Annotated in this window: 28 protein-coding genes and 1 tRNA gene; 4 read left to right on the forward strand and 25 right to left on the reverse strand. The window is 66.1% G+C overall.

All coding sequences use genetic code 11. The annotated features are described in order from the left end of the window. The first annotated feature begins 251 nt into the window (after positions 1–251). Complete coding sequence (locus ACZ5KW_RS10020) at positions 252–548, forward strand: hypothetical protein (RefSeq protein WP_343777706.1); 297 nt, start codon at positions 252–254, stop codon at positions 546–548. Here ACZ5KW_RS10020 and ACZ5KW_RS10025 read toward each other — a convergent pair. The 10 genes from ACZ5KW_RS10025 to ACZ5KW_RS10070 all read right to left on the reverse strand — a co-directional run bounded on the left by ACZ5KW_RS10025 (position 545) and on the right by ACZ5KW_RS10070 (position 11,222). After that, a complete protein-coding gene (locus ACZ5KW_RS10025) occupies positions 545–3,316 on the reverse strand; it encodes a fibronectin type III domain-containing protein (protein WP_343777709.1) in 2,772 nt (923 codons plus the stop codon). The genes ACZ5KW_RS10020 and ACZ5KW_RS10025 overlap by 4 nt on opposite strands. Beyond that, positions 3,317–5,032 carry a fibronectin type III domain-containing protein gene (locus ACZ5KW_RS10030; RefSeq protein WP_343777711.1) on the reverse strand — a complete coding sequence of 572 codons (1,716 nt, stop codon included), beginning with the start codon at positions 5,030–5,032 and terminating at the stop codon, positions 3,317–3,319. Beyond that, on the reverse strand, positions 5,033–6,217 hold the full coding sequence (locus ACZ5KW_RS10035; protein WP_343777712.1) for a hypothetical protein: 1,185 nt from the start codon (positions 6,215–6,217) through the stop codon (positions 5,033–5,035). Beyond that, positions 6,214–6,879, reverse strand: coding sequence for a hypothetical protein (locus tag ACZ5KW_RS10040; RefSeq protein WP_343777714.1), 666 nt, complete (start codon positions 6,877–6,879; stop codon positions 6,214–6,216). Before ACZ5KW_RS10040 ends, ACZ5KW_RS10035 begins: the two co-directional genes overlap by 4 nt. A 241-nt stretch (positions 6,880–7,120) precedes the next feature. Beyond that, positions 7,121–8,314, reverse strand: coding sequence for an MSCRAMM family adhesin (locus ACZ5KW_RS10045; RefSeq protein ID WP_343777716.1), 1,194 nt, complete (start codon positions 8,312–8,314; stop codon positions 7,121–7,123). A 111-nt stretch (positions 8,315–8,425) separates the two neighbouring features. Beyond that, a complete protein-coding gene (locus ACZ5KW_RS10050; RefSeq protein ID WP_343777717.1) occupies positions 8,426–8,971 on the reverse strand; it encodes a hypothetical protein in 546 nt (181 codons plus the stop codon). Further along, positions 8,971–9,930, reverse strand: a complete 960-nt coding sequence (locus ACZ5KW_RS10055) for a phage tail tube protein (protein ID WP_343777719.1) — start codon at positions 9,928–9,930, stop codon at positions 8,971–8,973. Before ACZ5KW_RS10055 ends, ACZ5KW_RS10050 begins: the two co-directional genes overlap by 1 nt. A 49-nt stretch (positions 9,931–9,979) precedes the next feature. Continuing rightward, the gene (locus tag ACZ5KW_RS10060; RefSeq protein WP_343777721.1) at positions 9,980–10,501 is read right to left on the reverse strand and encodes a hypothetical protein; all 522 of its coding nucleotides are present in this window, start codon (positions 10,499–10,501) and stop codon (positions 9,980–9,982) included. Then, positions 10,498–10,959 carry a hypothetical protein gene (locus ACZ5KW_RS10065; RefSeq protein ID WP_343777722.1) on the reverse strand — a complete coding sequence of 154 codons (462 nt, stop codon included), beginning with the start codon at positions 10,957–10,959 and terminating at the stop codon, positions 10,498–10,500. The genes ACZ5KW_RS10060 and ACZ5KW_RS10065 overlap by 4 nt, the downstream gene beginning before the upstream one ends. Further along, positions 10,959–11,222, reverse strand: a complete 264-nt coding sequence (locus ACZ5KW_RS10070) for a hypothetical protein (protein WP_343777724.1) — start codon at positions 11,220–11,222, stop codon at positions 10,959–10,961. Before ACZ5KW_RS10070 ends, ACZ5KW_RS10065 begins: the two co-directional genes overlap by 1 nt. 55 nt (positions 11,223–11,277) lie before the next feature. Between ACZ5KW_RS10070 and ACZ5KW_RS10075 the strand changes: the two genes are divergently transcribed. Further along, positions 11,278–11,448, forward strand: a complete 171-nt coding sequence (locus ACZ5KW_RS10075) for a hypothetical protein (protein WP_343777726.1) — start codon at positions 11,278–11,280, stop codon at positions 11,446–11,448. A gap of 9 nt (positions 11,449–11,457) precedes the next feature. On the opposite strand, the gene ACZ5KW_RS10080 is transcribed toward ACZ5KW_RS10075, so the two are convergent. From ACZ5KW_RS10080 to ACZ5KW_RS10095, 4 genes are read right to left on the reverse strand one after another with little or no spacing between them, the layout of a single operon-like run. Continuing rightward, positions 11,458–12,204, reverse strand: a complete 747-nt coding sequence (locus ACZ5KW_RS10080) for a hypothetical protein (RefSeq protein ID WP_343777727.1) — start codon at positions 12,202–12,204, stop codon at positions 11,458–11,460. Positions 12,205–12,207: 3 nt separating this feature from the next. Further along, positions 12,208–12,594, reverse strand: a complete 387-nt coding sequence (locus ACZ5KW_RS10085) for a hypothetical protein (RefSeq protein WP_343777729.1) — start codon at positions 12,592–12,594, stop codon at positions 12,208–12,210. Positions 12,595–12,599: 5 nt separating this feature from the next. After that, positions 12,600–13,568 (reverse strand): phage major capsid family protein, encoded by a 969-nt coding sequence (locus ACZ5KW_RS10090; RefSeq protein ID WP_343777730.1) that lies wholly within the window; start codon positions 13,566–13,568, stop codon positions 12,600–12,602. Further along, positions 13,568–14,833 carry an XkdF-like putative serine protease domain-containing protein gene (locus tag ACZ5KW_RS10095; protein WP_343777732.1) on the reverse strand — a complete coding sequence of 422 codons (1,266 nt, stop codon included), beginning with the start codon at positions 14,831–14,833 and terminating at the stop codon, positions 13,568–13,570. Before ACZ5KW_RS10095 ends, ACZ5KW_RS10090 begins: the two co-directional genes overlap by 1 nt. Before the next feature lie 251 nt (positions 14,834–15,084). On the opposite strand from ACZ5KW_RS10095, the gene ACZ5KW_RS10100 reads away from it, so the two are divergent. Then, on the forward strand, positions 15,085–15,276 hold the full coding sequence (locus tag ACZ5KW_RS10100; RefSeq protein WP_343777734.1) for a hypothetical protein: 192 nt from the start codon (positions 15,085–15,087) through the stop codon (positions 15,274–15,276). A 38-nt stretch (positions 15,277–15,314) separates the two neighbouring features. On the opposite strand, the gene ACZ5KW_RS10105 is transcribed toward ACZ5KW_RS10100, so the two are convergent. The 9 genes from ACZ5KW_RS10105 to ACZ5KW_RS10145 all read right to left on the reverse strand — a co-directional run bounded on the left by ACZ5KW_RS10105 (position 15,315) and on the right by ACZ5KW_RS10145 (position 21,346). Then, positions 15,315–17,195: a phage portal protein gene (locus ACZ5KW_RS10105; RefSeq protein ID WP_343777736.1), complete on the reverse strand. Its 1,881-nt coding sequence runs from the start codon at positions 17,193–17,195 to the stop codon at positions 15,315–15,317. 1 nt (position 17,196) lies between these two features. Then, the gene (locus ACZ5KW_RS10110) at positions 17,197–18,801 is read right to left on the reverse strand and encodes a phage terminase large subunit family protein (protein ID WP_343777737.1); all 1,605 of its coding nucleotides are present in this window, start codon (positions 18,799–18,801) and stop codon (positions 17,197–17,199) included. Next, positions 18,798–19,322, reverse strand: a complete 525-nt coding sequence (locus ACZ5KW_RS10115) for a hypothetical protein (RefSeq protein WP_343777739.1) — start codon at positions 19,320–19,322, stop codon at positions 18,798–18,800. The genes ACZ5KW_RS10110 and ACZ5KW_RS10115 overlap by 4 nt, the downstream gene beginning before the upstream one ends. After that, entirely contained in the window at positions 19,319–19,480 is a 162-nt protein-coding gene (locus tag ACZ5KW_RS10120; RefSeq protein WP_343777741.1) for a hypothetical protein, read from the reverse strand. Before ACZ5KW_RS10120 ends, ACZ5KW_RS10115 begins: the two co-directional genes overlap by 4 nt. Then, on the reverse strand, positions 19,480–19,791 hold the full coding sequence (locus ACZ5KW_RS10125) for a hypothetical protein (protein ID WP_343777742.1): 312 nt from the start codon (positions 19,789–19,791) through the stop codon (positions 19,480–19,482). The genes ACZ5KW_RS10120 and ACZ5KW_RS10125 overlap by 1 nt, the downstream gene beginning before the upstream one ends. A 411-nt stretch (positions 19,792–20,202) precedes the next feature. Further along, positions 20,203–20,276 (reverse strand) — tRNA-Phe (locus tag ACZ5KW_RS10130). After that, entirely contained in the window at positions 20,267–20,446 is a 180-nt protein-coding gene (locus ACZ5KW_RS10135) for a hypothetical protein (RefSeq protein ID WP_343777743.1), read from the reverse strand. Before ACZ5KW_RS10135 ends, ACZ5KW_RS10130 begins: the two co-directional genes overlap by 10 nt. Next, a complete protein-coding gene (locus tag ACZ5KW_RS10140) occupies positions 20,443–20,934 on the reverse strand; it encodes a peptide ABC transporter substrate-binding protein (protein WP_343777744.1) in 492 nt (163 codons plus the stop codon). The genes ACZ5KW_RS10135 and ACZ5KW_RS10140 overlap by 4 nt, the downstream gene beginning before the upstream one ends. 154 nt (positions 20,935–21,088) lie before the next feature. After that, complete coding sequence (locus ACZ5KW_RS10145) at positions 21,089–21,346, reverse strand: MarR family transcriptional regulator (RefSeq protein WP_343777746.1); 258 nt, start codon at positions 21,344–21,346, stop codon at positions 21,089–21,091. A 13-nt stretch (positions 21,347–21,359) separates the two neighbouring features. Between ACZ5KW_RS10145 and ACZ5KW_RS10150 the strand changes: the two genes are divergently transcribed. Further along, complete coding sequence (locus tag ACZ5KW_RS10150; protein WP_464388567.1) at positions 21,360–21,512, forward strand: hypothetical protein; 153 nt, start codon at positions 21,360–21,362, stop codon at positions 21,510–21,512. Between the two features lie 98 nt (positions 21,513–21,610). On the opposite strand, the gene ACZ5KW_RS10155 is transcribed toward ACZ5KW_RS10150, so the two are convergent. Then, positions 21,611–22,063: a DUF8129 domain-containing protein gene (locus ACZ5KW_RS10155; protein WP_343777749.1), complete on the reverse strand. Its 453-nt coding sequence runs from the start codon at positions 22,061–22,063 to the stop codon at positions 21,611–21,613. Further along, a complete protein-coding gene (locus ACZ5KW_RS10160; protein ID WP_343777751.1) occupies positions 22,063–24,159 on the reverse strand; it encodes a minichromosome maintenance protein MCM in 2,097 nt (698 codons plus the stop codon). Before ACZ5KW_RS10160 ends, ACZ5KW_RS10155 begins: the two co-directional genes overlap by 1 nt. Positions 24,160–24,173 lie beyond the last annotated feature (14 nt).

A 24,173-nucleotide genomic window follows, 5' to 3' on the forward strand; every position in this document is an offset into this window, starting at 1 on the left:
AATGCGAGAAGATCAAAACGTATTCAATAATCGAACGATGGAACGGCGATAGGGACAGAACGTCCCTGCTGGAGGCGGGACCATACCCACAACCTCCCACCACTCCTCTGACAGCCCCGCCTCTTTCCGCGATTGCGTCTAAGGTTTAGGTGACGAGTAGAACTCGTGATTTCGGGCGCGTAGCAGTTTCTGGTCTGCCCACCGCGATATATGACAACTTATTAAAATTACGGAGCTATGTAAACTAATGAATGTCAAACTCGTCTAGCAAGCCTGATTGGCTCAAAAACACAGATGAGAAAGTTCTCCTGCTCCCCCCATACTGGGCTATTACGCTGGCCGATTTTGTGATAACATTCACCAGTATACTAATAGGTACGACCGTCGCGTTCGGAGTCACTGTCGTAGGTCTTGAGGAACACGTTAACCTAATTCGGGGAGAGTACCTATTTGAGGCGGGCATTGTCCTCTTCGCTTTCGTATGTGGCTTTGTTGTGAAATTACAGTATCAAAAATACTCGTATCGCCGTGATCACGACGAGGATTAGACAGAATCAGCGAGCGCCTCGTAGTCGTCGCGAAGGTCGTCGACGATCTCCCCAGCCGTCCGCCGGTTCTCCAACCGGTATTCGCGCTCCGACGTCGACGACCGCTCGACTCCACGGATCTCCTGGGCGCCTTCAGGCAGCCGGGGATGCGAGATCGCCTCGACGAGCGGCACGTCCGGCGCCGGCTCGACGAGTGTGAGCGTCGCCTCGACTTGCGCCTCTTGGACGTCCTTCAGGATGGAGAGCGCCAGCTGGTCGCACTCTCGGTCTGAGGTCGCCCCGGGGATCTTCCGCTCAACCGTCCGCGCCTCCGAGGGGTCGACCGTGGGCGTCGTCGCCTCGCCGCGGTAGCGGAACTCGTAGTCGGCGCCGTACGTAGTTCCCTTCGACATGTCGCCACCGTCGAGGATGGCGATGCCACCGACGTCCCACTCCATCCGGTAGTCCTCGCCGCGCTCGTAGACAGTGTCGTCATCCAAGTCGTAGATGCGCTCGGAGTCCGGCACGATCCAGGGATCGCCGAGCCCGGTGAGCGAGCTGCTCTCTCCCTGCGAGAACTCCTCGCCCTCTCGCCCCTTCGACCGTCCGAATACGACCACGCGCTCGTAGGCGTCTTCGATGGTGGTGCGCTTCTCCAGCCTCGTCGCCGGCGCCGCCGAGTCCCGCGTCCGCTGACCGATCTGCGTCCACTCGATGATGATGCCGGTCGGATCGTGCGGGTCGGCGTTGGGGTCACGCCGCGCCTCCCACACCATCCGGCCGTCGTCGGCGATCGACGCGAGCACGTTCTCGAGGCGGTCCCGATACTGCTTGTCGAAAAGGACCGGCGTGTCTTCGAGGTCGGCCCGAAGTTCGATCTCGTCGACGGACTGCCCGGCGTCGTTCTGCGCCGGCGACGTCGTCGGGTCCGAACTGTACCCTGACAGCGTCACGCGAGCGCGGATCTGCTGCGTGGCAGACGCGAAGTCACCAGCGACGGACTCAGCGTTCTGCGCCTCGATCCAGTTGTCACCCTGGTCGTTCGAGATCGCGACGGCCTGACCGCTCTCGGTGTTCGACATCTGGACCGAGAGCGTGCCGGCGATGACCTGCTCGACGCTCGCGATGTCGTCGAAGACAACGTCCACCGTCCCCGGGTACTCGCCCGGCCCCTGGAGGATCTCATCCTGCGGCGTGTCGTCAAACAGGAACGAGTCGCGGTCGTCGGCGACGTGGGCGCAGTCGACGTAGACCGAGTCCGACCCCGAGGCGGTGACCGAGATGGTCACCGTGTGAAGTCCCGGCGCGAGCGCGCTGTCCGGGTTGAGATTGGACACGTTTCGCCAGTCGAGGTCGAACTTATCAGCCGACGCAGCGAGGGCATCCGACGGGTACGATTCCACGGTGGCGCCGTCAAGCGTGATGTCGAACGCCGGGTTGCCTCCGTTGATCACGGCCTCCAGCTGCGAGAACTGGAGCTGTCCCGTGGGGATCTCGTGGTCGTTCCGGAACGTGAACTCGTAGCCGTCGCCGGGGACTTCGAGCCGGATAGCCTGGTTGCCCGACCACGCGCCGTCGTTGCCCTCCTGATCGGCGAGGTAGATCGTGGCGTTCGTGTCTGTGTCCTCCGCCTCGACGAACCATCCTGTCTGGTGCCGAGAGATGCCGTCGAGCTGCGTCACTTTGATCGGATCGGAGGGCGCGAGGGGGTTCAGGAGGTCGTCCTCGAGCGAGCTCCCGGACCCCGCGAGCATCAACACGTCCGAGCGCGTGTCGGTCGCCGGGTCGTCGACGTTGCTCGCGTACTCGGTGTGGACGTCGATCAGCTCCTCGCCGGCAAGGTGATTCTCCTTCTCGTCGTACTGGATGTCGTCGGTGTACTCGTCGAGTTGCGACGCCCCCGTTCCCTCGAGGACGGTGCGCGAGCCGCCGTCACCGGTGACCGTCCGTGTCCCCTCCAGCGTGTCGATCGGGAGTTGCGTCCCGTCGATCCACACCCACATCGGTTGGCCCTTCAGCGACTCCCAGCGGTCGGACTCGGGCACCGTGATCTCGACCAAGGGGCGCTGATTGACGTCGGGCGACCAGTCGTAGTCGACGACCGTCGGCGTGAGCGGGGCCGTTCGCTCCGGTGTTTCGATCTGGACGTACGGCCCCGACGTCGGGGCACGGACGCGGGAGAGGCCGATGTCGGGCGTCGACGCCGTGTCCGCCTCGCTCTCCGCACTCGCGTGCTCTGTAAACGGCCGGACCCGGTAGCGATATTCCGTGTCCGGCTGGACCGTGTCGTCCACGTAGGTTTCGGCATCGACGCCGGCGTCGTCGATGACGCGCTCTGGCCACCAGTCGCCGTCCGGGCCGCGCCGCTCGCGGATAACCTCCTGGCCGGACTCGTTGTCGGCGTTGTCAGTCCATGAGAGCTCGATCGTGGTCTCGGCGGCGGCTGTCGCGACGAGCGCAGTCGCCCCCGGGAAGATCGTCACTATCGAGACCGTCGACGTCCACGCACCCGTGCGGTGTTCGGTCTCGGTCCGTGCTCTGATTTCGTACTCCTCGCCGTCCTCGCGCCCGACGAACTCCATCGTGAGCGTGTCGAACGCCCCGACGAACTCGCCGAACCCGGTCGCGTTTGAGTCCCACGACGACTGCCCCGTCTCGCGAATCTGGATGCGGACGGAGCCGTTGTTCGTCGTGGCGCTCTCGCGGTCGACGGCGACCTCGTCCTCGACGCCGTTGCCTAGGTTGGGCTGGTCCTCGTCGGGTAGCGTGGTGGTGAACGTCGATGGCATCTATTGGTCCTCCGTCTCGGCGTGGGTGGTCTGCGCGACGACGCGGCTCTCGTACGCCTCCCCGTTCAGCAGACCGTCGACGGTCTCCGACTCCGTGGTATTGCTAACCGTCGCGTACGTCTGCCATGCGGACGCACCCGCCTCGCGGTACTCAACGCGCGTTGAGCCGTTGTTGTGGGTCGCACTCCACGCGTACTCGACAGTAGCGTCCCCCACAGCAGGGTGCGCGAGGTTGGTTGGTGCGGGCAGGACCGTAACGGCCGTGGCGGTGCCGGACTGCGCGCTCGCGTGGTCGGTGGAACGAGTGAGTCGGTAGGTGTACTGCTCGCCGTCGGGCAGCCCGGCGTCCGTGTACAATGTCAACGCGAGATCGGACACCGTCGCGATCGTCGACCACGTCGAGCCGCCGTCGTCCGATCGTTCGATGGTCATCGTACCATCCGTCGAGTTGTCGGGGAGCGTGTACTCGAGAGTCAACTCCCGCAGAACGGTGTCGTCGATCGCGTCCAGCGTCGGATCTGGGAGTGTCGTGGTACCGGAGTCCTCATTCGTCGGCTGCGAGTCCGTTCCCGAGTAGACCGCCCGAACGCGGTAGTAGTACGCCTCGCCGTTCTCCAGCCCGGCATCGGTGTACGAGACGCCAGCCGCGGTCCCGACCGGCGCATAGTCCGAGACGACGCTCCCGCTCGACTCGGCGCGCAGCACCTCGTACTCGACCGCGTCTCGCACGCCGGTCCACGAGAGGTCAATCTCGGACTCCCTGACGGCGTCGACGGTTAACGAGCGCGGGTCTGTGTAGACGGTGTCGGTGTAGGACCAGTCCGACGCGCCAGCGCTGTTATTCGCCCGGACGCGGAAGCGGTGGCTGTTCGTCGACGGCGACGCGGAGTAGGAATATGTCATCGTCGCACTACTTACGTTCGCGACCTGCGTGTACGAGCCGCCGTCCTCGCTGACCTGTATGTCGTAGTCTGCGGGGTCGCCCGCCGACGTGTTTTCGGTCCATGTCAGGTCGATCGTGTCGTCGCCGGTGACAGACTGCGTCAGATTGTTTGGCGGTTCGGGGGCCTGTGTGTACGATATTATGACTTCTTGGCTGGTCGAACCGCCGCGCTGGTTCGTCTGGACGGTAGTCAGCCCGTCGTCGTAGTTGCTCCCACCGCCACCGCCTCCGCCGTCGCCGGAGTTTTCGGACCCGCCGCCACCGCCGTACCACCCGCCGCCGCCTCCTCCGCCCTCTATGTACCCGTCGCCACCCGAACCGAAACTACCACTCTCGGCGTTGAAGCCGCCGCCGCCACCAGAGGTTTGCGTCCCACCGCTGCCTGCCGTTTCCGAAGCGTTGTTTGCCGCCCCTCCGTCCTGACCCGTATCAGCCCCCCCGTCGCCGCCGGAAGCGGCCTGACCCCCGCCGCCCTGTGCCCCCGCACCGGCGCCGACTGCTATTCTGTCGTTAAGTCCCGTCCCACCAAAACGAACGTCTGCTGAACCGCCGCCGTCACCGCCCCCTCCCGCACCCAGTCCGCCGTCGTCGTTTATACGAACGTAAAGCGTATTTCCCGGAGAGACGTTTAGCGTTCCTTTCACAACACCGCCGGTTCCGCGAAGGAAACCAAATGGTCCGTTCCCCTGACCCCCCCGGCATTCAATTGTGACTTCGTTGACGTTCGACGGAACCGTGAACGTCCCGTCGGCGGTGAACGTCTGCGACGCCATCTACAGTCTCACCTCCTCCCTCGCAACAAGCCCCTGCTCGACGCCAGTATCCACGACGCTCGTCGACGCGATCGGGTCGAGCAGTGCCTCCAAATCAGGGGGGATTGCCTCACTCACGCTCCCGGGGATCCACACCTCCAGCGACTCGCGGCCGCGCTCCAGCTCGACGTCGACGGCATAGACGTCGCCGGCGTTGGTCCCGGCGACGGCCTCGAACTCGATCTGTGCGGCGACGCGTGCCTGCCCGATGTCCATCAGGTCGACGTCGGCGGGCTGCCAGTCGGTCGCGAGGTCCGCGTCGTAGGAGGGCAGGTCGACGGCGGTCCAGGTGTCGGCGCCGGCGTCGTACGTCTCGGTCTCGAGGGCGGCCGTGGCGTCGGCGGTGGTCGGCTCGTCGATGGTGAGGCGGAGCAGGCCGTTCTCGATGACGATGGCGCCGGCGAAGTCGTGACTCGTCGAGAACACGCGCCCCCACGCGACGACGTCGTCGGCGTCGAGAATGGAGTCGTGCCCGTACGTGTCCCACACGCCGGCGTCGACGTCGCCCTGGAGCTGGTAGTCGAGGTCGTAGAGGTAGACCGGGTCGTCGATCGCCTCGGCAGTCGCATCGTACTGATCGACGGCGCCGTGCTTCGCTTCGACCGTCGCGACCGGCGTCGGGCGCTCGCGCTGCGTCGGCTGGGACGTCGAGTCGACGATGCGGACGCGCCGGGCGTCAGCCGGGATGCCGACGATCGCGTCGGTGTCGTTCCCGAACGGGTGGCCCGGGTCGGGCTGGCTCGGCGACGTCTCCACGGTGATCGTCTGCTCCTTCTGCGTGCCCTTCTTTGTGAGGTTCGCTCCGACAGAGATCGCGCCGGCGGCCTGCGGCATCGCCGGTTCGTCGTCGACGAGCTCCGCCGTGTAGTACGCGTCCGAGGGCTGGGACTCCTCGACCGCGGCGAACGGTGCGGCCTCGATGTCGTTCGACGAGAGGATCTCTCGGAGCTCTCGGGCCATGCGCTCGGCGTACTTGCCCCGGTAGTCGACGTCGAGGCGGATGTCCGAGGCTTCGCCGGAGAGGCGCTCCACGCGCCCACTCCCACCGAGCACGCCCTGCCGGGAGAGGCGCGCCCGGGAAGCGTCGAGGCGGTTGCTCGCGATGCTGCTCTCCGAGATCTCGCTGCGGTAGTAGCGGCGAGTCATCGGGTATCCCTCGCGACGGCGTCGATCGGGTCGCCGGCGTCGATCGCCTCGACGCAGGTGATCGATCCCGAGAAGGTGGACATCGACTGCCCCGGGAAGTCGGCGCCGGGGTTCTCGAAAACGACCTGGAGCGGGTCGTACACGCCGCCCTCGCGATGCTGTCCGAACCGGAGCGTCGCCGGGCCGTCACCGAAGATACCGGCGCCGGGGAAGAGCTCACCACTCACGGAGGAGACACGCGTGTTCCGCAGCCACCAGAAGAGGCACGCGATCTGTCGCGTCGGGTGTTCGCCCGTGGCGTCGCTCTTCTCGAAGTTGCTGGGATCGCCCGTGTCGCCCCACTGGAGCGGGTTATCGTTCGGGCCGGTCGCGCCCTCCCAGGAGTTGAAGTCGATGGTGACGGCGAACTGCGAGCTCCCGAGGTTGATGAAGAGGTCCTTGTTGATCGGCGCGTCGACGAACTCATCTATCGTCCCGTCGACGAGCGCGAGCAGCGCCGACCCGGGCGTCGCCCTGATCTCGGTGCGCTGCTCTTGGCTCACGCTGAGGCCCTCCTCGCCGCCGGTGAACATCTCGAAGCGAGCGGTGCGACGTCCGGTGCCGTCGGGGTCGCCCTCGATCGAGATCGAGGCGATACGGTCGGCTACTGGTAGGTCGGTCATGGGATATGAATGGAATCGACGCGGTCCGCTGGGCGAACCTCTTTATCAGCGCGCTACGACGTCGCCGATATGGCGATCGGGAAACACCCGCGAGAGTGGGTCGTAGAAACGATGGGGCTTTTCGGCTCCATCGTTGCTGGCGTTACTGCGTACTCTCGCGGAGACCTGATGCTGGGTATTGCGGGGGGATTAATTCTTATCCTGACACTCTATGTGACGCAAATTCGAAGGTCAGAGTCCATCAGCGTACGCGACCGCTGATCTCTTGGTTGAACTTGCGGAGCGCCTCGCGCTTCGCCTCTTCGGCAGCACGCTCGATCTCCTGACGCGTCGCCCCGTCGACAGTGACGTTGGACTCGACGCGGATGTCGTTTCGCTGTTGGGGGTTGTCGTCGTCGGTGGTGTTCCCGTCGAGGAGACTACCGATTGCCTCCTCGATACGACTCGCCGCGTCTTGGAGAGCTTTCCCCTGGGCCTGACGTCCCTCTGCTGAGAACACAGATCCGGAGAACTTGTCTTCCGGAATTTCAGAGAGGTTTGCCCAGTCCGGCGTTCGCTGATTTATTGCCTGTCGCCGTTGGTTCAGCGCACCTGGATCAGTAACTCCTACGCTTTCGGGCGTGAGGAACGCGCCTCCGGAAGCCGCTGAACCGGCTGCCGAGCCACCAATATTTTGGATAGCCTTGATGCCAGCAAACCCAGCAGCAGCAGACGCTCCTCCAAGCAGGGCTTCTGGCAGGCCGATTGAACTACTGACCTCGTCAGCTGCGGGCTTGGTTGACAGCCCTGGAGACGTGGTCGGGCCTGCCCGTGGCGGCCCATCCTGGATCTGCTGGATGTCGTCAGGAGGCGCCGGCGCGCCGTCCGGGCTCGACGTCCCGCCGGGCTGCGGGTCGCTCGCCGGCGCCGACGTCGGGTCCGCGATCGGCACCGGATCAGGCTGCTCGACGGGCAGCGGATCCGGCTGCTCGATCGGCACTGGGTCGGGTTCGACGACATCGAGCGGGTGCCAGTCCGGCTCGGGAACACGCGGCGGCAGCCAGCCCGGCGGCTCCAGCTTGGGGAGCTCCGGCCACGAGAAGCTCGAGAGCACGCTCGAGAGCGCGCCCACGCCGAGCAGGGCCCCAGCGCCGAGGATGGCCGCCCCGCCACCGAGCAGGCCGCCAGCGCTGCGAGCAGCCCGGTCGAAGTTGCCCTCTTCTTGGGCGTCGACCAGCTCCTCGAGGAGCCTGTTCCGTTCACGAGAGAGCGAGTGCTGCTCGCGCCACTCGTCTGCCGCCCCGCCGCCTCCGGAGCCGCCCCCGCCGCCGCTGACGCTCGCCTGGACGTCCATCGGGACCGACGACAGCGCCTCCTCGACGTCGGCCTTGGCCTCGGTGAGCGACCGGTCGTCGATGATGACCTCGACGGTGTTCTGCGTCTCGAACTCAGTCACCGTCGGTCACCTCGATGGGCGGGTTCTGGAGGTAGGGGAACGCGGTCATGAGAAGCTCGACATCCTCCCAGCTGAACTCGTCGAACTGTGCGGGCGAGAACCCGCAGTACATCAGGATGGCTCGTCCGAGGTAGGTTCGTCCGGCGCGTCCCCCTTCTTGGCCGCGACACGCTCGGAGTAGCTCTTCCGATGCCCGTTTCCCAAGGTGTTCTCCTCGGTGACGCGGTTGGAAATCCACTCCGCGAGGTACGGCGACGGGGTGTCCCGGACGGCTGCGATGCGGTCCTGAAGTTCGGCACCGGCGTCGAGGAACGGTGCCTCGACGAGGCCGGCGCCGGCCCAGTAGTTGTCGAGCATCGCCTCGACGTCGACGTCGCGACCGGCGCGCTCGGCCTGGTCCTTCGCACGACTGATCAGGCCGGTGAGTTCCGCCTTCTCCCCGGGCGTGAACGCGCGGATCGACCACGTCGCGTCGGGGCCGTACTCGTCGAGCGCCTCCTCAAGGGCGAACATCTGCTGTTCGACCTCGCCGGCGAGCTGCTTGGCCTCCGTCGACGTGATCTCGCCGGCGACCTCGGCCTCCGCGATGGAGTCGAGCCGGTCGCCGAGGCGGTCGGCCTCCTCTTCCAGGTCGAGCTCGATGACGTCGCGGGGCATCACTTGGCCTCCGCGGCCGCGGCCTCGGCGACCGCTGTCAGCCGGTCGATGGTGAGGTCGTTGCCGTCGGTGAGGTCCTCCTCGGCGTTTCCGATGCTCTCCCACGAGTAGGTGGAGTGGGTGATCCCCTCCATCGGGAAGCGCAGGGCGTTCGCACCGGGAGACTCGAACGCGAGCTCGCCGTCGGCCGCTCCGTCGACCGTCGTCGCCGGGCCGTCAGCAGAGCCGAGCCCGAGCTCCAGCAGGTCGCTGTCCATGACGACCGAGTTGAGGTTCAGCGTCGGCTCGGGGTTGCCGATCACAGCGGCGACAGGCTCGCGTACCCACTCGCGCTGCGGGCGGGCGCCGTTCGAGACCGACAGCGTCGCCGACTGCGGCCGGGCGATCTCCGTCGACGTCGGGATATTGATCGACCCGCCGTGGAAGATGAGCGGCGTCCCGTCCACCTTCGGCTGCGTGCCGGGCGTGAACGACGTGTTCGGTGTCTCGCTGGCATAGAAGCCAGTCAGGGAGACGCCCACAGGGTCGCCGATGGAGATGTCGAGCTCCATCTGGTTGAAGACGACACCCGAGAGCGCACGTTCCGCGAAGCCGTTGACGAGGTCGGCGCCGACGTACCATCGCGCCGACTGCATCTCGCCCTGAACGAACTCCCACGTATAGCTGTAGGGTTCCGACGACTCGCCGCCGGCGGTCGGTGGCTGACCGAACACCTGGTTGAGGAACCACGGGTCGACCGCCTCGAACGACAGCGAGAACGCGCCGTCGAAGACGCCCTCAACCGTCTCCTCCGTCTCGTTGCTCCAGTTGCGCTGCCGGGTCTCGTCGTTGTCGAACTCCAGCGTGTCGATCGTCCCGTTCCGCCCTGGTGTCTTGTACTGCGAGTCCGACGGCGAGCCGCCGTAGTCGCCGACCGGCTCGTGGACGAACGCGACGTCGACGTTACCGCCGCTGGTCATCTGTACCTCCGCCTCCGTCAGTCGTGTTGGTTGTGAGTGTCATGGTGGATCAGCTGTCTGCGAAGCCCGTCAAGCGGACGTCGACGCGGTAGTCGTAGAAGTCGGCGTAGTCGCGACTCCGGTTCGTCCCGTTCTCCAGAAACACGGTGTGGTAGCCGCGCCCAGCGACCGCCGGATGCTCGTCCGCTGCCTGGAGCGCGTCCCGCACCAACCGGTAGAAGGTGGTGAAGTCGATGCCGTCCTCGCCGTCCGGGTCGACGTGTCCGTGTTCGCGACAGGTCAGCCCCTCGACGCGCAGCGAGACGATCGCCTCGGCGTTGTACTCGTCGCCGAACCCGCCGTGCGACTCGTCGTCGTCGACGAGCGCGGCGCTGATGTAGTTCGACTTCTTGAGGTCGCCCTTCCGCTTCCGGATGCCGGCGCCGTCGTAGATGTCCGACTCGTTGCGGTCGACGCGACGGATAGGCACGGCGCCGTCGGGGACGTCGGCCACGGCACCCCAGGCGAGCGGCGTGCCATCCGTGATCGACGCGATGGTGTCGAACACCCACTGCGTCTCGGGCGCCGTCACGACGCCACCTCGCGCCGTAGCCAGTCGAGTGCGTGTCGGGCGAAGCGCGTCTCGCGAACGCCGGCGACCTCGACCTCCGGGAGGAACACGCGGTAGCCGCCACCCTCACGCTCGTACTCCTCGGCGACCCAGTCGGGCGGGTTGTGGCGATCCTCCCAGATGAACGAGAGGATCGGGTCGCCCTCGATCGTGTGGTCGGACGTCCCCCACTCGAGGTAGGGTGCCGCCTCGTGGTCCCAGCCGAACCGGATCGTGAAGTGCCGGTCGGACTGTTCGATGATCTCCGGGCCCTGGAGCGAGTCGATGACTGACTCGATGCGGTAGTCGAACTCGCGGGCGTACTCGCGAAGGCGCTCGTGAGCTGCCTCGATGGCGCCCGAGATGAACCCGTCGTTGCCGAGGTACTGCGCAGCGGCCTCGTCGAGCGCGGCCTCGGCGGCAGCGTCTTCCCAGCTCATCAGTCGCCCTCGCTGGTGCCGCTCCGGAGCTCGCGGAACGCCCGGACGTTCTCGGGGCCGATGACGTACACGACCGTGCCACCCCACGCGAGGATGAGCGCGCTGAGCAGCGCGGCGCCGACGTCGGTGCCGACGGTGAGCGCCCAGGCCGGGAAGCCGAGCCCGTAGACGAGCACCCAGATCGTCGACAGCCAGCGCCACCGGTAGTCGGTCTCGGTGGTGACCGCGCCGTCGTCGACGTCGTCGGTAGTGTTGCTAGTCATGATTGTAATCATGATTCGGCGTACTCTTTTTCAGAGTAGCACCCGTATTTCGTGTATGAACGAGGATTTGGAGGAGATCGGTGGCGCCGTGCTCGTGGGTGTGACTGTACTCGCCGTCCTCGACAGACTGGTTGCCGCGAGGCCTGAAGTCGCCGGGTTTCTGGGCTTAGTTGCAGCCGCCACGGTGGTAGCAATAGCAATCTTGCTGTCGCGGCCGACGTTCTGAGTCGGTCACTCATCGGTACACTTCGAGCAGCTCGTCGGCCTTCTCTCGCATCGCGTCGGCCTTCGTCTCGATATTGTACACGCTCGCGTTGCTCGGGATCTCGATGACGGCTTCCTCGGCGAGCTCGGCGCCGGCGCGCAACGCGACCGCTCGTCGAACGTTGCTCGGGATGCCCTCGTGTCCGTAGCTGAACTCCGCGTAGACCGCGTTCGCCCAGGCGTCGAGGACGTACTCGTCGTCATCGTCCTCCTTGAGGAAGTTCGTCGTGTCGAGGTAGAGCCGCGACCAGCCGCCGTTGTTGACACGCAGGTAGTAGTCCTCCCCCGACGGCGGCCACGACCCTTCGGTGTAGTCGTCGCTCGCCACCCAGTCCTCGTAGGTGCCGTCCTCGGTCCGGACGTGGAGCGCTGCGATCGACTCAGCGTCGCGTCGGTCGAGGTCGATCTTCGCGTAGTCGCCCTGCGACGTCTTCGGCGTGGCAGGCTCACCGACGAGCTGGGCGGCGCCGGTCGGGAAGTCGTACTCGTCGTCCCGTGTCTTCGGCGCCGTCGGGATCGTGACAGCGTCGGCCTCGGTGAGGATGTCGGCCCCGTCGGCGGCGTACCAGTGTCGCTTGAGCGACTTCTCCAGCGGCTCGGTCTCCGCCGTGATCGCGTCGACGGCGATCCGCTGGTCCTGTGGGATGTCGCCCGGGAGGTCGGCCTTCCGCAGGGCTCGGCGGACATCCTCGAGCGTACAGTAGCCGACCTCGCTCATCAGTTACGCCTCCAGCTCGGCGCGACGCTCGCCGACAGCGTCTTGGACGGTCGTCGCCGACTCCGCCTCGGCGATCGCGTCCAGGTGCTCGTCGTGCTCGCCGGCGCGAACCTGCTCCGCGCGCTCTTGGTAGTGATGCTCGTGGGTCCACTCGTCGACGTCGAAGCCCTCGCTCTCGGCCGACTCTTCGGATTCGTCGAGCGTGTCGACGGTGTCCTCGCTGGCGATCTCGGGCTCGTCGATCGTCTCGTCGCCCTCCACGCGAGCGAACTCGTCTTTCTCGCAGAGGTAGTCGGCGAGGTCCTCCTCGACCTCGACGACGTCACCTTCCTCGAAGAGGTGACCGCTCGTGCGGTAGCGGCCACCACCGTTGTAGTGAACGTACGGCATTCAGATCACTCCGCGATGCCGGTGATCACGACGGCCGCCTCGGGCGCCTCGACGGCGAAGTCGTCACGAACTCGCATGAAGTAGCGGGCGAACAGGTCGTTCTCCGCGACCTTGTCCGTGTCCGTCAGCACGCGGATCTCGACGTCGTCGTAGAGGCCGTAGATGAAGTTCTCCGGGTGAGTGAACACCGCGGTGTCCTTGGGCCAGTTGGCGACGCCGACGACGTCGTAGTCGAACGGCGTGGCGTCGCTGTCGCCCATCAGGACGGCCGCGCCCAGCGGGTCGTTCCGCTCGGCGAGGTCGTTGTGGTAGTTCTGGAGCTGGTCGAGGTTCATGTAGAACCGCGGATCGGTCCGCCCCGAGCGCAGGTACTTGTTCGGCATCGCCAGAATCGACTGGTTGAACAGTGCCGTGTTCACCGCGACGGGGTCGCCAGCTCCGTCCGTGTGGTCGTAGGTGTTGACGTCGGCGTCGTTCTGGAGGATCTTCAGCCAGCCGTCGTTCTGGTTCAGGAAGGCGTCGGCAGACGCCTCGTCGCCGTTGATCGCGAGGTCCTGCGTGTCGATGGCGAACTGTCGCGCCAGCATGTCGAGGATGATCTCGTCGACGTTGTCGACGGTGTCGTCGACGGCCTCGCGCGTCAGGTCGTACGAGATGGTTGCCTTCTCGACGTCCATCAGGACCTGCGAGGTGTCGACCGTCGCGTTGCCGGCGTCGCCCTGGCCTTCGTCAGCGCCGCGGCGCTGTCGCTCGCCGACCGAGATCTTCGGGATCGCCATCTTCTGGCGCGGGAGGTCCTCGGTGCGGCCGTCCTCGAGCATCGTGGCGGTGTCCTGAACAGCCTGGTAGAACTGTTCAAAAAGGTCGCGAGGCAGCACACCGCCGGCGACATCGGTCGTGTCGAACTTCGCAGCCGCGCTTTCGTTCTTCTCCCGGGTCCGGTCGATCGTGCCGTTGGTGTCAGTAGAACTCATCAGTTACCACCCGCCTTCCGCGGGTCGAGGGTGAAGCCGCTGTTCTTGCCGCCGTTCTCGTCGCCGCCCTTCTCCGTCCCGCCGAGCTGCTGGCTCTCGGTGGTGCCAGTCTGCTTCGAGATCGCGTCGATGCGCTCGGCGTTCTTGTCCTGGTTCTCCTTGAGGCGCTTCGCCCACTCCGGGGCGTCCTCAAAGGGGTCGTCGTCACCGGGGTCGACGTCCTTCTCCTCGAGGGCCTCGTCGATCCGCTTGCTGTTCTCCTGCTGTCCGTTCCGCAGCTCCTTCGCCCACTCGGGGGCGTCGTCGAACGGGTCGTCGTTGGTGTCGTCACTCATGGTGTCAGTGTCGTCGGCGGACTTCGAGCCGCCGTCGTCATCGGCCGGTGAGTCGCCACCGGCAGCGTCCTTGTTGTCCTGTTCGTCGTCGACGTCGTCGCCACCGACCGCCTTCGCGTCGGGGCGGCCGTTCGTCCCACCACTCAGGGTGAGGATGTCGACGAGCGTCTTCGCGGCCTCGGTCAGCCGGCTCTTCGTCCCCGGCTGGTTGGACCCTTCTACCTCGACCGCCCGGCTGAGAAGTTGCCACAGGCGCTCGGCGGCTTCCTCGGAGTGCCCGCGGGCGAGCGCCTCTTCCATGAAGCCGTCGGGGTCGCCGAGGTAGTCGTCGAGGCGCTTCTCCGCAGCGCTGGCTGCCTTCGCCTGCGCTTGAAGGATCTGCGCGTCGGGGACCGCGGGGATGTCGACCGCAGACACCTCGCGGATGAGGCCGTCGACGAGCTCGTAGATGGACTCATCGCCCAGCTCTTCGGGGACCTCGACGTCGTCGAGGTCGTCCTGCTCGTACGGGCCGCCCCAGTCGACCTGGACGGCGCCGATCGAGTAGCCCGAGATGATGTCGTCTTGAATGAGGCCCCAGAGCTCCTCATCTTCGATGGCCCACTCCTGGACCCAGGCGCCGGCGTCGACGGTCTCGCCGCCGATCTCCTCGGCCTCGTCGAGGACCTCGTTGCGCTGGAGGTCCATCCACGAGTCCGGGAAGACTGCGTGCATCACGCCGCCGCCGGCCTGGCCTGCCTCGTAGAAGGTGCCGAACTGGTCGGCGAACGACCGGAGCGTGTCCTCGCGGACGAAGTCGTTCTGGAGGTCGGCCTTGTCCGGGACCATCACGATACCGGCCGCGACCTGCTCGTCGTCCTCGTCATCCTTGGTGACGAACTCGACGTCCTTCTCGAACGCCGTGCCTCCCGCCTGCTTCACCGAGGGCATCTGTCAGCCCTCATCGTCGTCGGCGGCGTCAGCGTCGGCGTCCTTCGTCTTGTCGAGCTCCTTGGCACGACCGGTTCCGAGGACGCCGCGCTTCTCGCCGCGCTCTGTGTTCTTGTCGCTCATGGTGTCGTTCTCGTAGAATCGCTCCCGGTCGTACCTCGCTTGCGTGGGGAGTCGGGCGCTCCCACGCTAACGGTCATCGGCAGTTCGTCAGTAGTTATTTATCAAATCACGAGTGTTTATTGAACGGAATGAAGTTCCGCAAAGCGATCATCGTGTTTGAGGATGACGACTGGGATGAGGGTCCGAACAAGCATCCGCACTCTGAGGTCGAGATTCACGAGAATGGATGGGTAAGTGCTGAAGTCATTGAGGAGGATACGGATTCAAAGACAACCGCATACTATTCTCCTGATAAGGTACACGCTGTTTACCCAGAGTAATTTGCCCGCACACCTTTCTCGGAGTGGGTGATTGAGATTTAGATCTCGCTGGGGACGTCGTCGGGGACGTCACCTGGGTCGGGCGTCGGCCCCTCAGGCAGCCGCTCGTGGTTGTTGGTGATCTCGAGATAGCCGTACTCCAGCCGGATGTTCGCGTAGTGGTACGACCCCGCCGACGGCGCATTAACGAGGTCGTTCCACACGGTCACCGGGACGTCGACGTACACGTACAGTGAGTTCTGGCCATCCGGTCGCTTGAACGAGAGGAACAGCTCTCGTTCGCCGAAGTCGTAGAGCCCCTCGTCGAGGTTCGAACTGTTGAACGTCGTCTGCTCGATCGGGTCCTTGTCGACATCGATGTCGACGCTCGCCCGCTCCCCGATCTTGTTATCCTCTGGCGGCGCCGCCTTCGCTCGCATTGCCTCTGACTTATCGCCGTCGGTGCCGCTGGCGTCGAACTGGGCCTCGAACTCGGAGAGCGTCATCTCGCCGCGCTCGTCGTCGAACGGCTCCAGCCCGAGCTCCTCCCGGGCCTCGTTGACGGTGCCGACGCCGGCGAGGCGCATCGCCCGGACGCGCTGTTCGGCCATCTGTGCCTCCTCCTGCGGCTGGTCGGCGCCGTGGAGCTCGAAGTCGATCGTCCAGTCGTCGACGCCAAGCGCCTGCTGGTGGAGGATGGTGTAGAGCCGGGACTCGAACTTCGCCTGCTCCGGCGCGATGACGTCGGTCGCGAATTCTCGGACCTGCTCCTTGGAGTTGGCCCGGTTCGACGTCGACGTCACGTTGATGAGGATCGGCGGCACCTCGTGGACCTTCGCGATCTCGTGCTCGTTCCGCTCGCGGAATGCCTGGAACTCCATGTCGAGATCCTCCCGCGAGCCGATGGGCTGGAGTTCGATCTCGACGTCCTTCGGGTCGCCGCCCTGGAGCGGGTTGTCCTCCTCGAACTCAAACTCGTCGACCTCGAGGATGGCTGTCCGGTACCGACTGCCCTTGAGATTGTCCATCAGCCCGCGGAGCTCCTCCTTGGAATCCTCGGTGAGTGTCCCGCCCGTCACCTGGATGGCGTAGTACGGGATACCGAGGTTGTCGAAGACGTCGTGGTTCCACTCCTTCGCCGCCTGGTCGGCGCCCATCGTCTGCATCGCGGCGACCCAGTCCGGGACGCCGTAGTACAGACTCAGTGGGCTGGGATTCGGGATGAAGATGAGCTCGTTTGCCGGCCCGTTCGGGAGGTCGCCAGCGTCGCTCGCAACCTCGCCCGTCTCCTTGTCGACGAACGTCGGGTCGTCGCCATACCGGTCGCCAGCCTCGCCGAAGTACCGACGTCGGCCCTGGCGGATCTGGACGTAGCCGTGGCCGCTCTCGATGATGTCGTCGGCGTCCTCACGCTCCTCAACCGTCGTCTTCCGGACTCGGACAGTCGCCGCCGGGACGTGTGCGAGGCCGATCGGCGTGCCGTCTCCCTCGACGAGGATCTCCAGCGACGTCCACCCAATGCCGTGGTAGTCCTGGCGTCCGAGTTCGAGTACTTCTTCGGGCGTCGACATCGCCGTGCCCTCCGGGCCGATTTGCCACCGCGAGTCGGAGCCGTACCAGAAGTCGCGAACGCTCTGGTACGCCTCGCCGTCCTCGTTGGGCGAATCCGCGCTCGGGTGCGGGGTGATGTCGAACCCGTAGCCCGCCTCGTACCGTGCCTTCTTGCGGATACACGCCTGGTGCGTTTCGTTGAGCTCTTGGAACGCCGCCAGCGTCTCGGGGTTGTACGGCGGCTGGATGCCGCGTCCGACATCGGTGGCGATGTGCCGCTCGTCCAGCTGCGTCGTCTCCTCAGCCTTGTCCATCGTCGACTGGTTGCCCAGCGTGTCGACAGACAGGGCGACTTGGTCGTCGACGTCGTCGGTAGTGTCGTCAGTCATGCTAGAGGTAGCTCACTCCGTTGGTGTCGTCCTCGCCGTCGCCGTCGACGTCGTCGGTGTCATCCTGCCCGTACTCGAACCGGCGCAGGCCCTGCTCGGCCATGTACCACGCCGCGATGAGGTCGGGGGTGTGGCCGGAGAGGCGACCGTCGTCGAGCTCGAGTGAGAGCGCCGCCTGGATCCAGTCTTCGGTGGCGTCGTGCCCGCGGTAGAACTGGATGCCACCGTTCTCGACGAGGTTCCGCAGCCGCGGGATGCCGTTCTCCCACGAGTGCTTTTTCCCCGACGTCGAGATCCCGGTGACCTTCGCGCGGAGCTCTGGCGAGAACTCGATGGCGTCGTTGACGACGTACTGCTGCATCCCGTTGTCCTCGATGACGATGAGCGCAGGATCGTACCGGCGGTCGTACTCCTGGAGGCGTGCCTTGATCGCCGACGGCGACATGCCTTGCTCGGCGTGCGTGTCGAGGAGCACGCGCTCACCGGACCGCCGGAGCAGCTGGACGACGAAGGCCGCGTCGTCGCCGGTGGGGCTCTGGGCCGGGTCGTGGCCGACGACGATCGCCTCGCCGCCCCCGGCGCGGTACTTCCGCGGCGGCTCGCGCCCACGGATCGAGCACCCGCCCTGGTCGACGTCCAGATCGACGTCGCCGGACTGGATGAGGTTCCCCGAGCCACCGATGAAGGTGAGGCAGTACTCCCGCCAGAAGCGGAAGTCCGCCATCTCCGAACGCTTCTCGGCGAGCCACTGCGGGCCACGGGCCTCGGGCCACAGCACGTGGATCGTCTCGTCGGGGTTCCACGGGTCAGTGACCTCGGAGTAGTACTTCTCGGGCGGCCTGCGGACGTCGAGGTCGTCGTCGGTCGCGTTGCCCTGCTCCCAGTATTCGAGGACAGCCGGGAACTCGGCGACCGAGTAGGCCGACAGCGAGCGGTAGTGCTGGTACTGGTCGTTCTGCCGCTTCCGCGTCCCGATGAGCACGGTCCGGCCGTCGTCCTTCACACCGGGGGCCGCGGACCCTTCGATCCACTCGCGGACGTCTTCAGGAGAGCCGTCCCCGCGAGCCTTGATGAGGTCGTCGAGGACGAGGAGGTGCGCGCGGTCGCCGTCGATTCCGCCGTCGAGCCACGTCGCGACAAGCGTCGACCCGTTGCCGAACTCCTTCAGGTCGATCGTGTCGGTCGGGCGGCGCCCCTCTTGGAGGTTCGTCAGCCATGGGTTCCGCTCGACGAACCGGTTGAGTTCGAGGTCCGTCTTCTTCTTCGTCATCCCTTTGTTGTTCATCGCCCAGATGACGCGGAACCCAGGGTCGTACTCCAGGCGGAGGAGGATGTAGCAGAGGACGGTCGTCGTCTTCAGCCCGTCCCGGTGGCAGTTGAGGACGAGTTTCCGTTCCTGGTCGAGGAGGCGCAGCCACTCACCGTGGTGCTCGCCGAGGAGGTGGTAGTCGTCACGCTCGGCCCGCATGTAGCCACGGCACATCTCGTTCGCGGCGTCGAGGAGCGTCGTCGGCGTCTCGGGATCGAACGGGTTCAGGAACTCGCGCTTGCCCGCCGGGTCGTCGCCGGTGACGATGTCAGCGATGATGTCGTCGGTGGCGCTCATGCCGACTCACGCTCCTGGAGTTCGCGGATCGCCTCGAGGGCGATCTCCTTGTCCGCCTCGCCGAGCTCGTGCGTCGTCGTCTGGTTGACGTCGGCCTCGACCTCGCGCTTCTCCGTCTTCTTGTAGTCGAACGAGCTCGCGAGGAGGAACTTCGCCATCGACGAGTCGACGTCCTCGTCGCGAAGGCCGCCTTCGATGAGTTCTGACTCGCCTCGTGCGCGGGCGCGCTCGAAGCTGCTCCGGAAATCCGGGTGCGCTTCCAGGTAGCGATCGAGTTGCGCCCACGACGAGACGCCGGCCGCACGGGCACAGCCGCGCTCCGACTTCCCCTCACGGGCCGCCTCGAGGATGGCCTCGTGGTCGTCCTCGCCGATGGCGAAGTCGCGTCCCTGGGGGTTCTCGACGTCGTCGTCATCCGAGCCGTGGGTGGGGATCCAGCAGGAGCCGTCGTCGCCAGCAGGGTTCTGGCACGGCTGGTCGTCGGTGGTGTCGGCGCCGCACAGCTCGGTGTCGTCGGTCATGGTGTCGTACAGGTCAGGCAGTCAGGGTCGTCGCACGTCTCGCGGTGGGGCGTCTCCTCGTCGGCGATAGTCTCGATACACTCCCAGCAGTGGTCGCGGAACCAGCCCCGGTTGTCTTTGTTCTCGACCGGGTCGCCGCACCGGTCGCAGGTAGCCATCAGTCCTCGGTGTCGGACTCGGTCTGGATCTCGTTGTACGCCTGGAGGAGCGCAAGGTAGTCGCCGAGCTCGAGCCCGTTGTACGCGCCGACCACGGAGAGCGCGAAGAGCGTGATCACCGTCGGATCGCCGCCGAGGTACAGCGCGTAGATCCAGCCGGCGATGAGGCCGACGTTGACGACGATCGCCCGGATGATTTTGAGGGCCTTCAGCATCGGTAGCTTCTCATCGTCCTCTTGGAGCGTGGTCTTGTACTCGTCGACGACATCGTCCCGGCAGTACCAGGGCCGAGCAGGTGCGTGTGTCTTCATGAGACATCCATCAGAGGAACGCAGTCGCAGGGTCTCGCCGAAGCGAAGCTCGCACCACACTCCGGGCACTGGTCGGTCGTCGAACGATGAGGTCTCTGGTCGGGCATCTGGAGTGGAAACGGAGGGGTGTGTCAATACGTCTCGAAGGGCGACGCCGGGGATCGAACCCGGCACGGGGTAGGCCCGTCTCAGGCTTGGGTCTCGCCTGAGCCCATAGGGCCGTCCGTGACCACGCCAGTGGCGTCGCAAGGCGGTCGGACTTGTGGGTTTGCTCGTGACAGCACGTCCGCCGCAGCTCACACGATCGTCGTCGGGACGACGGTACTGCCGACCGCTCGTGGGACTCAACACTCCCTCGGGCGCGTGACCTGGCCTCGCAGTGAAAAGCTACGATGCCACGCCCTCGGGAGATGGATCGACTCGGATTCGAACCGAGGCATGCCAGCGCTTCAGGCCGGTGCTCTCCCAGACTGAGCTATCGATCCAACCGCTCGGCGTCGGACTCCGCCACTCGGTACTCGAGACCGTCGACGTCGACCGTCAGGAACCCGTCGGGGCCGGAGACGTCGCCCGCGGGCTCGAAGTCGGTCGCTGTGCCCTCGAGTTCGCGGCCGGCGAAGTCGAACGCCACGCGACCGTATCCGGTGGCGCTCATGCGGGGGCCTCCCGCCGGGCGTCCTGCCCGGCGTCGCTCTGGTTGATCGATGCGACGATCGCGGCCTTGGTCGCCTCGCCGAGGCAGTCGTCGACGTGCTCTCCATTCCGGCGCCGTTCGAGGGCCCGCTCGGCGAGCGTCCGCCGGTCGAGGGTGACGCCCTTGTGCTCGAGCGTCCGGATGGTTGCCCGGATGAGCTCGCGGAAGCGCTCGTCATCGACCTCGTCTTCGGCGTCGTTCCAGATGCGGTCGTACGGCGACTCAGTGCCGCAGCGCTCGCAGAACACGCCCTTCTCTTCGCTGACTGACCGGGCCGGCCCGTAGCCGATCTCGGTGTGGTCGCGATGGCGCTCGTAGTGCGACTCGAACTCCCGGGTGAGCCCGCCACGCGTCGGGTCCTGCCGCTCGACGCGGATGACTCTGTGACAGGAGTTACACACGTCCGATGCGTCGAGCAGGTGCTCGTGGTAGGCTGGTGCTTCAGTCATGGATTCGCGCAGAAGGGTCCAGGGCGACCGTCTCTCCGGCCCTGTCGTTCCGACCCCCGCGTGCGAGGCGTGGGGTCGCCCGTCGCCGGGCTGTCGTCACCCGTGTGTTGCTTGGCCACAGCCTTAAGTGGTCCATCGACCGCCATTCTGTCGGTCACCCGTCGACCCTCCATTCAGACGACGGCGGATCGGTAGACCGCGGCGAGCAGGAGACGAGGTCCTCGTCGTGGAGCTGGCGGAGCGCCCGGAGGATTGACCGTTCGGGGCGCGCCATCTGGTAGGTGAGTTGGCGGAGGGTCCGGGGCCCGCTCGCGTTGTGGAGTTCGAGGTAGACGAGCGACGCCGTCGGCGGGAGGTCGGCGAGGCGCTCTCGTTTTCGGGTGTCGAGGTCGCTTAGGGTGGCGTCACTCATCGGTCCGACCTCCGTGGCCTTCGAAGAGGTTCCGTCTCGCCCACTTGGCGATGTAGCGACGGTCGGCCGCACGGAGACGACGGTCGCTCCCGACAGCGGAGATCTCTACTTCTCCGCGACCGCCGAGCGGATACTCGACATCATTCATCTCACAGCGGTGGTGTAACTGCGGGACAACGATGTCCACACCCAGAACCCTCGTGTGCGTACTAATCGGGACGTCTCCAACCTGCCCTTTCAGCTCCTCCGACGGAAACTTCGAGCTCATCGACTCGCCCCCACGACGGCGCCGGACTGTCTGCTCCACGGGACCTCCTCACCGCCCTCGTCGACGAGCACCGCCACCGACTCGGCGTTGCGTTCGGCGGCCGCTTCCCGGCGCTCCGCCGGCGTCATCCCGGCCTGATCGAGCCCGTTGCCGCGCTCTTCGAGTTCCTCGCGACGCTCCTGGAGTGCGTCGAGGACGTCCTCGCGAGGGGCGCGACCCTCACGACGGGCCAGCCAGCGCTCGACGCCCTCCCAGTAGTCGACGAGACCGCGCGTCGCGATGCCGCGGATGCGGGCGAAGATGAGCTCGCCGCTCGTGCCGGCGCCGGTGTCGATGTCGATCTCCTCGACAAGGAACCGCGCCGGGTTCTCCCCGAGCCGGCCGGACTCCTCGGCGTTGAGGTTCGGGACCGTGGTCGCCTGCTCGTTGTGCTGGGCGGTCGCCGGCATCAGGCATCACCCACCCAGCGGATGCCGCCACCACCCGGTTCGTAGGCGCGACCGTCTTCCTTGGCGGCCTCGATGAGGTCCCACGGCGACTGGATTCCCTCGTCTTCGAGCTCGGCGACGACCTCCTCGAGGTCGGCCCCGCCCGAGGTCGCCGGCTGGAGCTCGGTGACTGTGTCCTCGAGCAGCTTGATCTTCTGCTTCTGACTCATCGAGCGGCCCGTCTCCTGGACGTCAGCGTCGTAGACGCCTTCCTGGTCGGTGCCGTAGTCGCGCATCGACTCGCCGACGACGTTCGTCGCGAACTGGACGTGCCGCATCTCGATCGTCTCGGAGAACTCGAACTTCGCTGCCGCCTCGGCGATGCGGACGATCCCCTCCAGCTTCCGGAACGTCACCGGGACGGGCGACTCCTCGTCGTAGCCGTTGAGCGACCGGAGATCGGTGAAGCTCTCGTCGAGCCACTCTTTGACGTCGTCGTTCGCGAACACCGGCTCGGGCTGCTGCTTCGCGAGGGCGATCCACTTCCGCAGGAGATCGCGGTCCACGGGCGTCGCGATGGTGTCGGCAGCCTCCTCGTCGACGTCCATCCCAGCCATCTCGCGCTTCGCGGCGTCGCGAGCGTCGAGAATGTGCTGGGTGATCGTGCTGTCCCGGTCCGGATCGGGCTGGTCCGTGAGCGTGAACACGAGGTCGAACCGGCTCAGGAGGTTCGACTCCAGGTCGAACTGGTCCTGGACGTTCTCGTAGGGATCGAACCGGCCGTACTTCGGGTTGCCCGCAGCGACGACCGCGGTCTCGGTCCGGAGGGTCGCGTTGATCCCCCACTTGTTGACGGAGATCCGCTGCTTGCTCATCGGGTCGAGCATCGCCGCCCGGACCTCGGCCGGCATGTCGTCGAGCTCGTCGATACAGACGGCGCCCTTGTGCGCCTTCACGAACGCGCCGGCCTCGAGGGCGGAGCCGCCGTCGCCGAAGTCGTCCTGGACGGCGCTCGCCGTGACGCCGGCGACGGTCGCGCCCTTCCCGCTCACGCCGACGGTGCGCCAGCCGAGGTCCTCAACTCGGTCGATGAGCTTCGACTTCGCCGTCCCCGGATCACCGAGGAGGAGGACGTGGAACTCGCCGCGGTCGTGGGTGCCGTCAGGGTAGACCGTCTTCGACCCACCCACCTGCGCGAGGATGAGCACTCGCTTGATCTTGTCGTTGCCGTAGATCTTCGGGGCGAGCGAGGATGCCGCCACGTCGAGCGGGTCGCCCTCGGCGCCGTTCACGAGCTCGTGGATCTCCTCGCGCTCATCGGGCGTGACGTCGACGTCGGTGTGGTCGGTCTCGTCGACGGCGAGCGCGCCGGCGTCGACGTACGGCTCGAACTTCCCTGTCTTCTCGTTGCCCTGCGTCTTCTGCTCGAGGTGGATCGTCCCGGCGACGGTGACGCGGTCACCGGCGGTGACGACGTCGGCGAGGTCGTCCTCGACGAACACGTCGATCTCGGTGCCGCTTCCCTCGGCGATCTCGGGCGGCGTCGCGAGGCGGAGCTGCTGGGCGTCGACGAACGCCGACTGGTCGAAGTTGACGTCGAACGGGCCCTGTCGCTCACACCCCTGACACTCGTGCGGTTCCTGGAAGCCCGAGTCGGTCTGGGGGATGTAGGAGAACGTCCCGCAGCGGCGGCACTCGAACGCCGCCTCGACGATCTTCGAGTACTGGTCGGTGACCTTCGACACCTCGCCCGTTATCGCCCGGTAGTTGCTCGCCTGGTCGGTCGGGGAGAACCCGCCCGGGTAGTAGGTGTGTTCGGACGGGAGGTTCGACACGCGGACGTGCGCGTTCGCGAGGTCGACGTCGGCCGGGAGGTCGAACGCACGGAGCCCCTCCTCGAAGATCTCCCGCATCTGCCCCGGCTTGTTGAGGCAGTCCTCGGCGATGTCGTGGTCGAACTCGAAGAGCTCGTCGTAGTCGATGACGAGCGACCGCTGTTCGTTCGGGTAGCGCTGGGCGAGGGTGCCGACCTCATCTCGGTACCGCTCCCGGAGGAAGCGGGTCAGCGTCTCGGTTAGCGTCTCGTTCTCCTTTCGTCGGTCGTGGGTGGTGGACATCGTGGGTTTTCGTC

The organism is Halorubrum ejinorense, from assembly GCF_055389685.1.

What these genes read in the sequence shown, in the direction of transcription:
- ACZ5KW_RS10080 (WP_343777727.1), bottom strand. Translation starts at nt 12,204, where the DNA reads ATGAGCGAGGTCGGCTACTGTACGCTCGAGGATGTCCGCCGAGCCCTG.
- ACZ5KW_RS10160 (WP_343777751.1), bottom strand. Translation starts at nt 24,159, where the DNA reads ATGTCCACCACCCACGACCGACGAAAGGAGAACGAGACGCTAACCGAG.
- ACZ5KW_RS10155 (WP_343777749.1), bottom strand. Translation starts at nt 22,063, where the DNA reads ATGCCGGCGACCGCCCAGCACAACGAGCAGGCGACCACGGTCCCGAAC.
- ACZ5KW_RS10120 (WP_343777741.1), bottom strand. Translation starts at nt 19,480, where the DNA reads ATGGCTACCTGCGACCGGTGCGGCGACCCGGTCGAGAACAAAGACAAC.
- ACZ5KW_RS10050 (WP_343777717.1), bottom strand. Translation starts at nt 8,971, where the DNA reads ATGCCCCGCGACGTCATCGAGCTCGACCTGGAAGAGGAGGCCGACCGC.
- ACZ5KW_RS10145 (WP_343777746.1), bottom strand. Translation starts at nt 21,346, where the DNA reads ATGAGTGACGCCACCCTAAGCGACCTCGACACCCGAAAACGAGAGCGC.
- ACZ5KW_RS10020 (WP_343777706.1), top strand. Translation starts at nt 252, where the DNA reads ATGTCAAACTCGTCTAGCAAGCCTGATTGGCTCAAAAACACAGATGAG.
- ACZ5KW_RS10070 (WP_343777724.1), bottom strand. Translation starts at nt 11,222, where the DNA reads ATGACTAGCAACACTACCGACGACGTCGACGACGGCGCGGTCACCACC.
- ACZ5KW_RS10110 (WP_343777737.1), bottom strand. Translation starts at nt 18,801, where the DNA reads ATGAGCGCCACCGACGACATCATCGCTGACATCGTCACCGGCGACGAC.
- ACZ5KW_RS10135 (WP_343777743.1), bottom strand. Translation starts at nt 20,446, where the DNA reads ATGAGCGCCACCGGATACGGTCGCGTGGCGTTCGACTTCGCCGGCCGC.
- ACZ5KW_RS10095 (WP_343777732.1), bottom strand. Translation starts at nt 14,833, where the DNA reads ATGCCCTCGGTGAAGCAGGCGGGAGGCACGGCGTTCGAGAAGGACGTC.
- ACZ5KW_RS10030 (WP_343777711.1), bottom strand. Translation starts at nt 5,032, where the DNA reads ATGGCGTCGCAGACGTTCACCGCCGACGGGACGTTCACGGTTCCGTCG.
- ACZ5KW_RS10085 (WP_343777729.1), bottom strand. Translation starts at nt 12,594, where the DNA reads ATGCCGTACGTTCACTACAACGGTGGTGGCCGCTACCGCACGAGCGGT.
- ACZ5KW_RS10040 (WP_343777714.1), bottom strand. Translation starts at nt 6,879, where the DNA reads ATGACCGACCTACCAGTAGCCGACCGTATCGCCTCGATCTCGATCGAG.
- ACZ5KW_RS10090 (WP_343777730.1), bottom strand. Translation starts at nt 13,568, where the DNA reads ATGAGTTCTACTGACACCAACGGCACGATCGACCGGACCCGGGAGAAG.
- ACZ5KW_RS10105 (WP_343777736.1), bottom strand. Translation starts at nt 17,195, where the DNA reads ATGACTGACGACACTACCGACGACGTCGACGACCAAGTCGCCCTGTCT.
- ACZ5KW_RS10075 (WP_343777726.1), top strand. Translation starts at nt 11,278, where the DNA reads ATGAACGAGGATTTGGAGGAGATCGGTGGCGCCGTGCTCGTGGGTGTG.
- ACZ5KW_RS10125 (WP_343777742.1), bottom strand. Translation starts at nt 19,791, where the DNA reads ATGAAGACACACGCACCTGCTCGGCCCTGGTACTGCCGGGACGATGTC.
- ACZ5KW_RS10140 (WP_343777744.1), bottom strand. Translation starts at nt 20,934, where the DNA reads ATGACTGAAGCACCAGCCTACCACGAGCACCTGCTCGACGCATCGGAC.
- ACZ5KW_RS10025 (WP_343777709.1), bottom strand. Translation starts at nt 3,316, where the DNA reads ATGCCATCGACGTTCACCACCACGCTACCCGACGAGGACCAGCCCAAC.
- ACZ5KW_RS10035 (WP_343777712.1), bottom strand. Translation starts at nt 6,217, where the DNA reads ATGACTCGCCGCTACTACCGCAGCGAGATCTCGGAGAGCAGCATCGCG.
- ACZ5KW_RS10055 (WP_343777719.1), bottom strand. Translation starts at nt 9,930, where the DNA reads ATGACCAGCGGCGGTAACGTCGACGTCGCGTTCGTCCACGAGCCGGTC.
- ACZ5KW_RS10065 (WP_343777722.1), bottom strand. Translation starts at nt 10,959, where the DNA reads ATGAGCTGGGAAGACGCTGCCGCCGAGGCCGCGCTCGACGAGGCCGCT.
- ACZ5KW_RS10100 (WP_343777734.1), top strand. Translation starts at nt 15,085, where the DNA reads ATGAAGTTCCGCAAAGCGATCATCGTGTTTGAGGATGACGACTGGGAT.
- ACZ5KW_RS10115 (WP_343777739.1), bottom strand. Translation starts at nt 19,322, where the DNA reads ATGACCGACGACACCGAGCTGTGCGGCGCCGACACCACCGACGACCAG.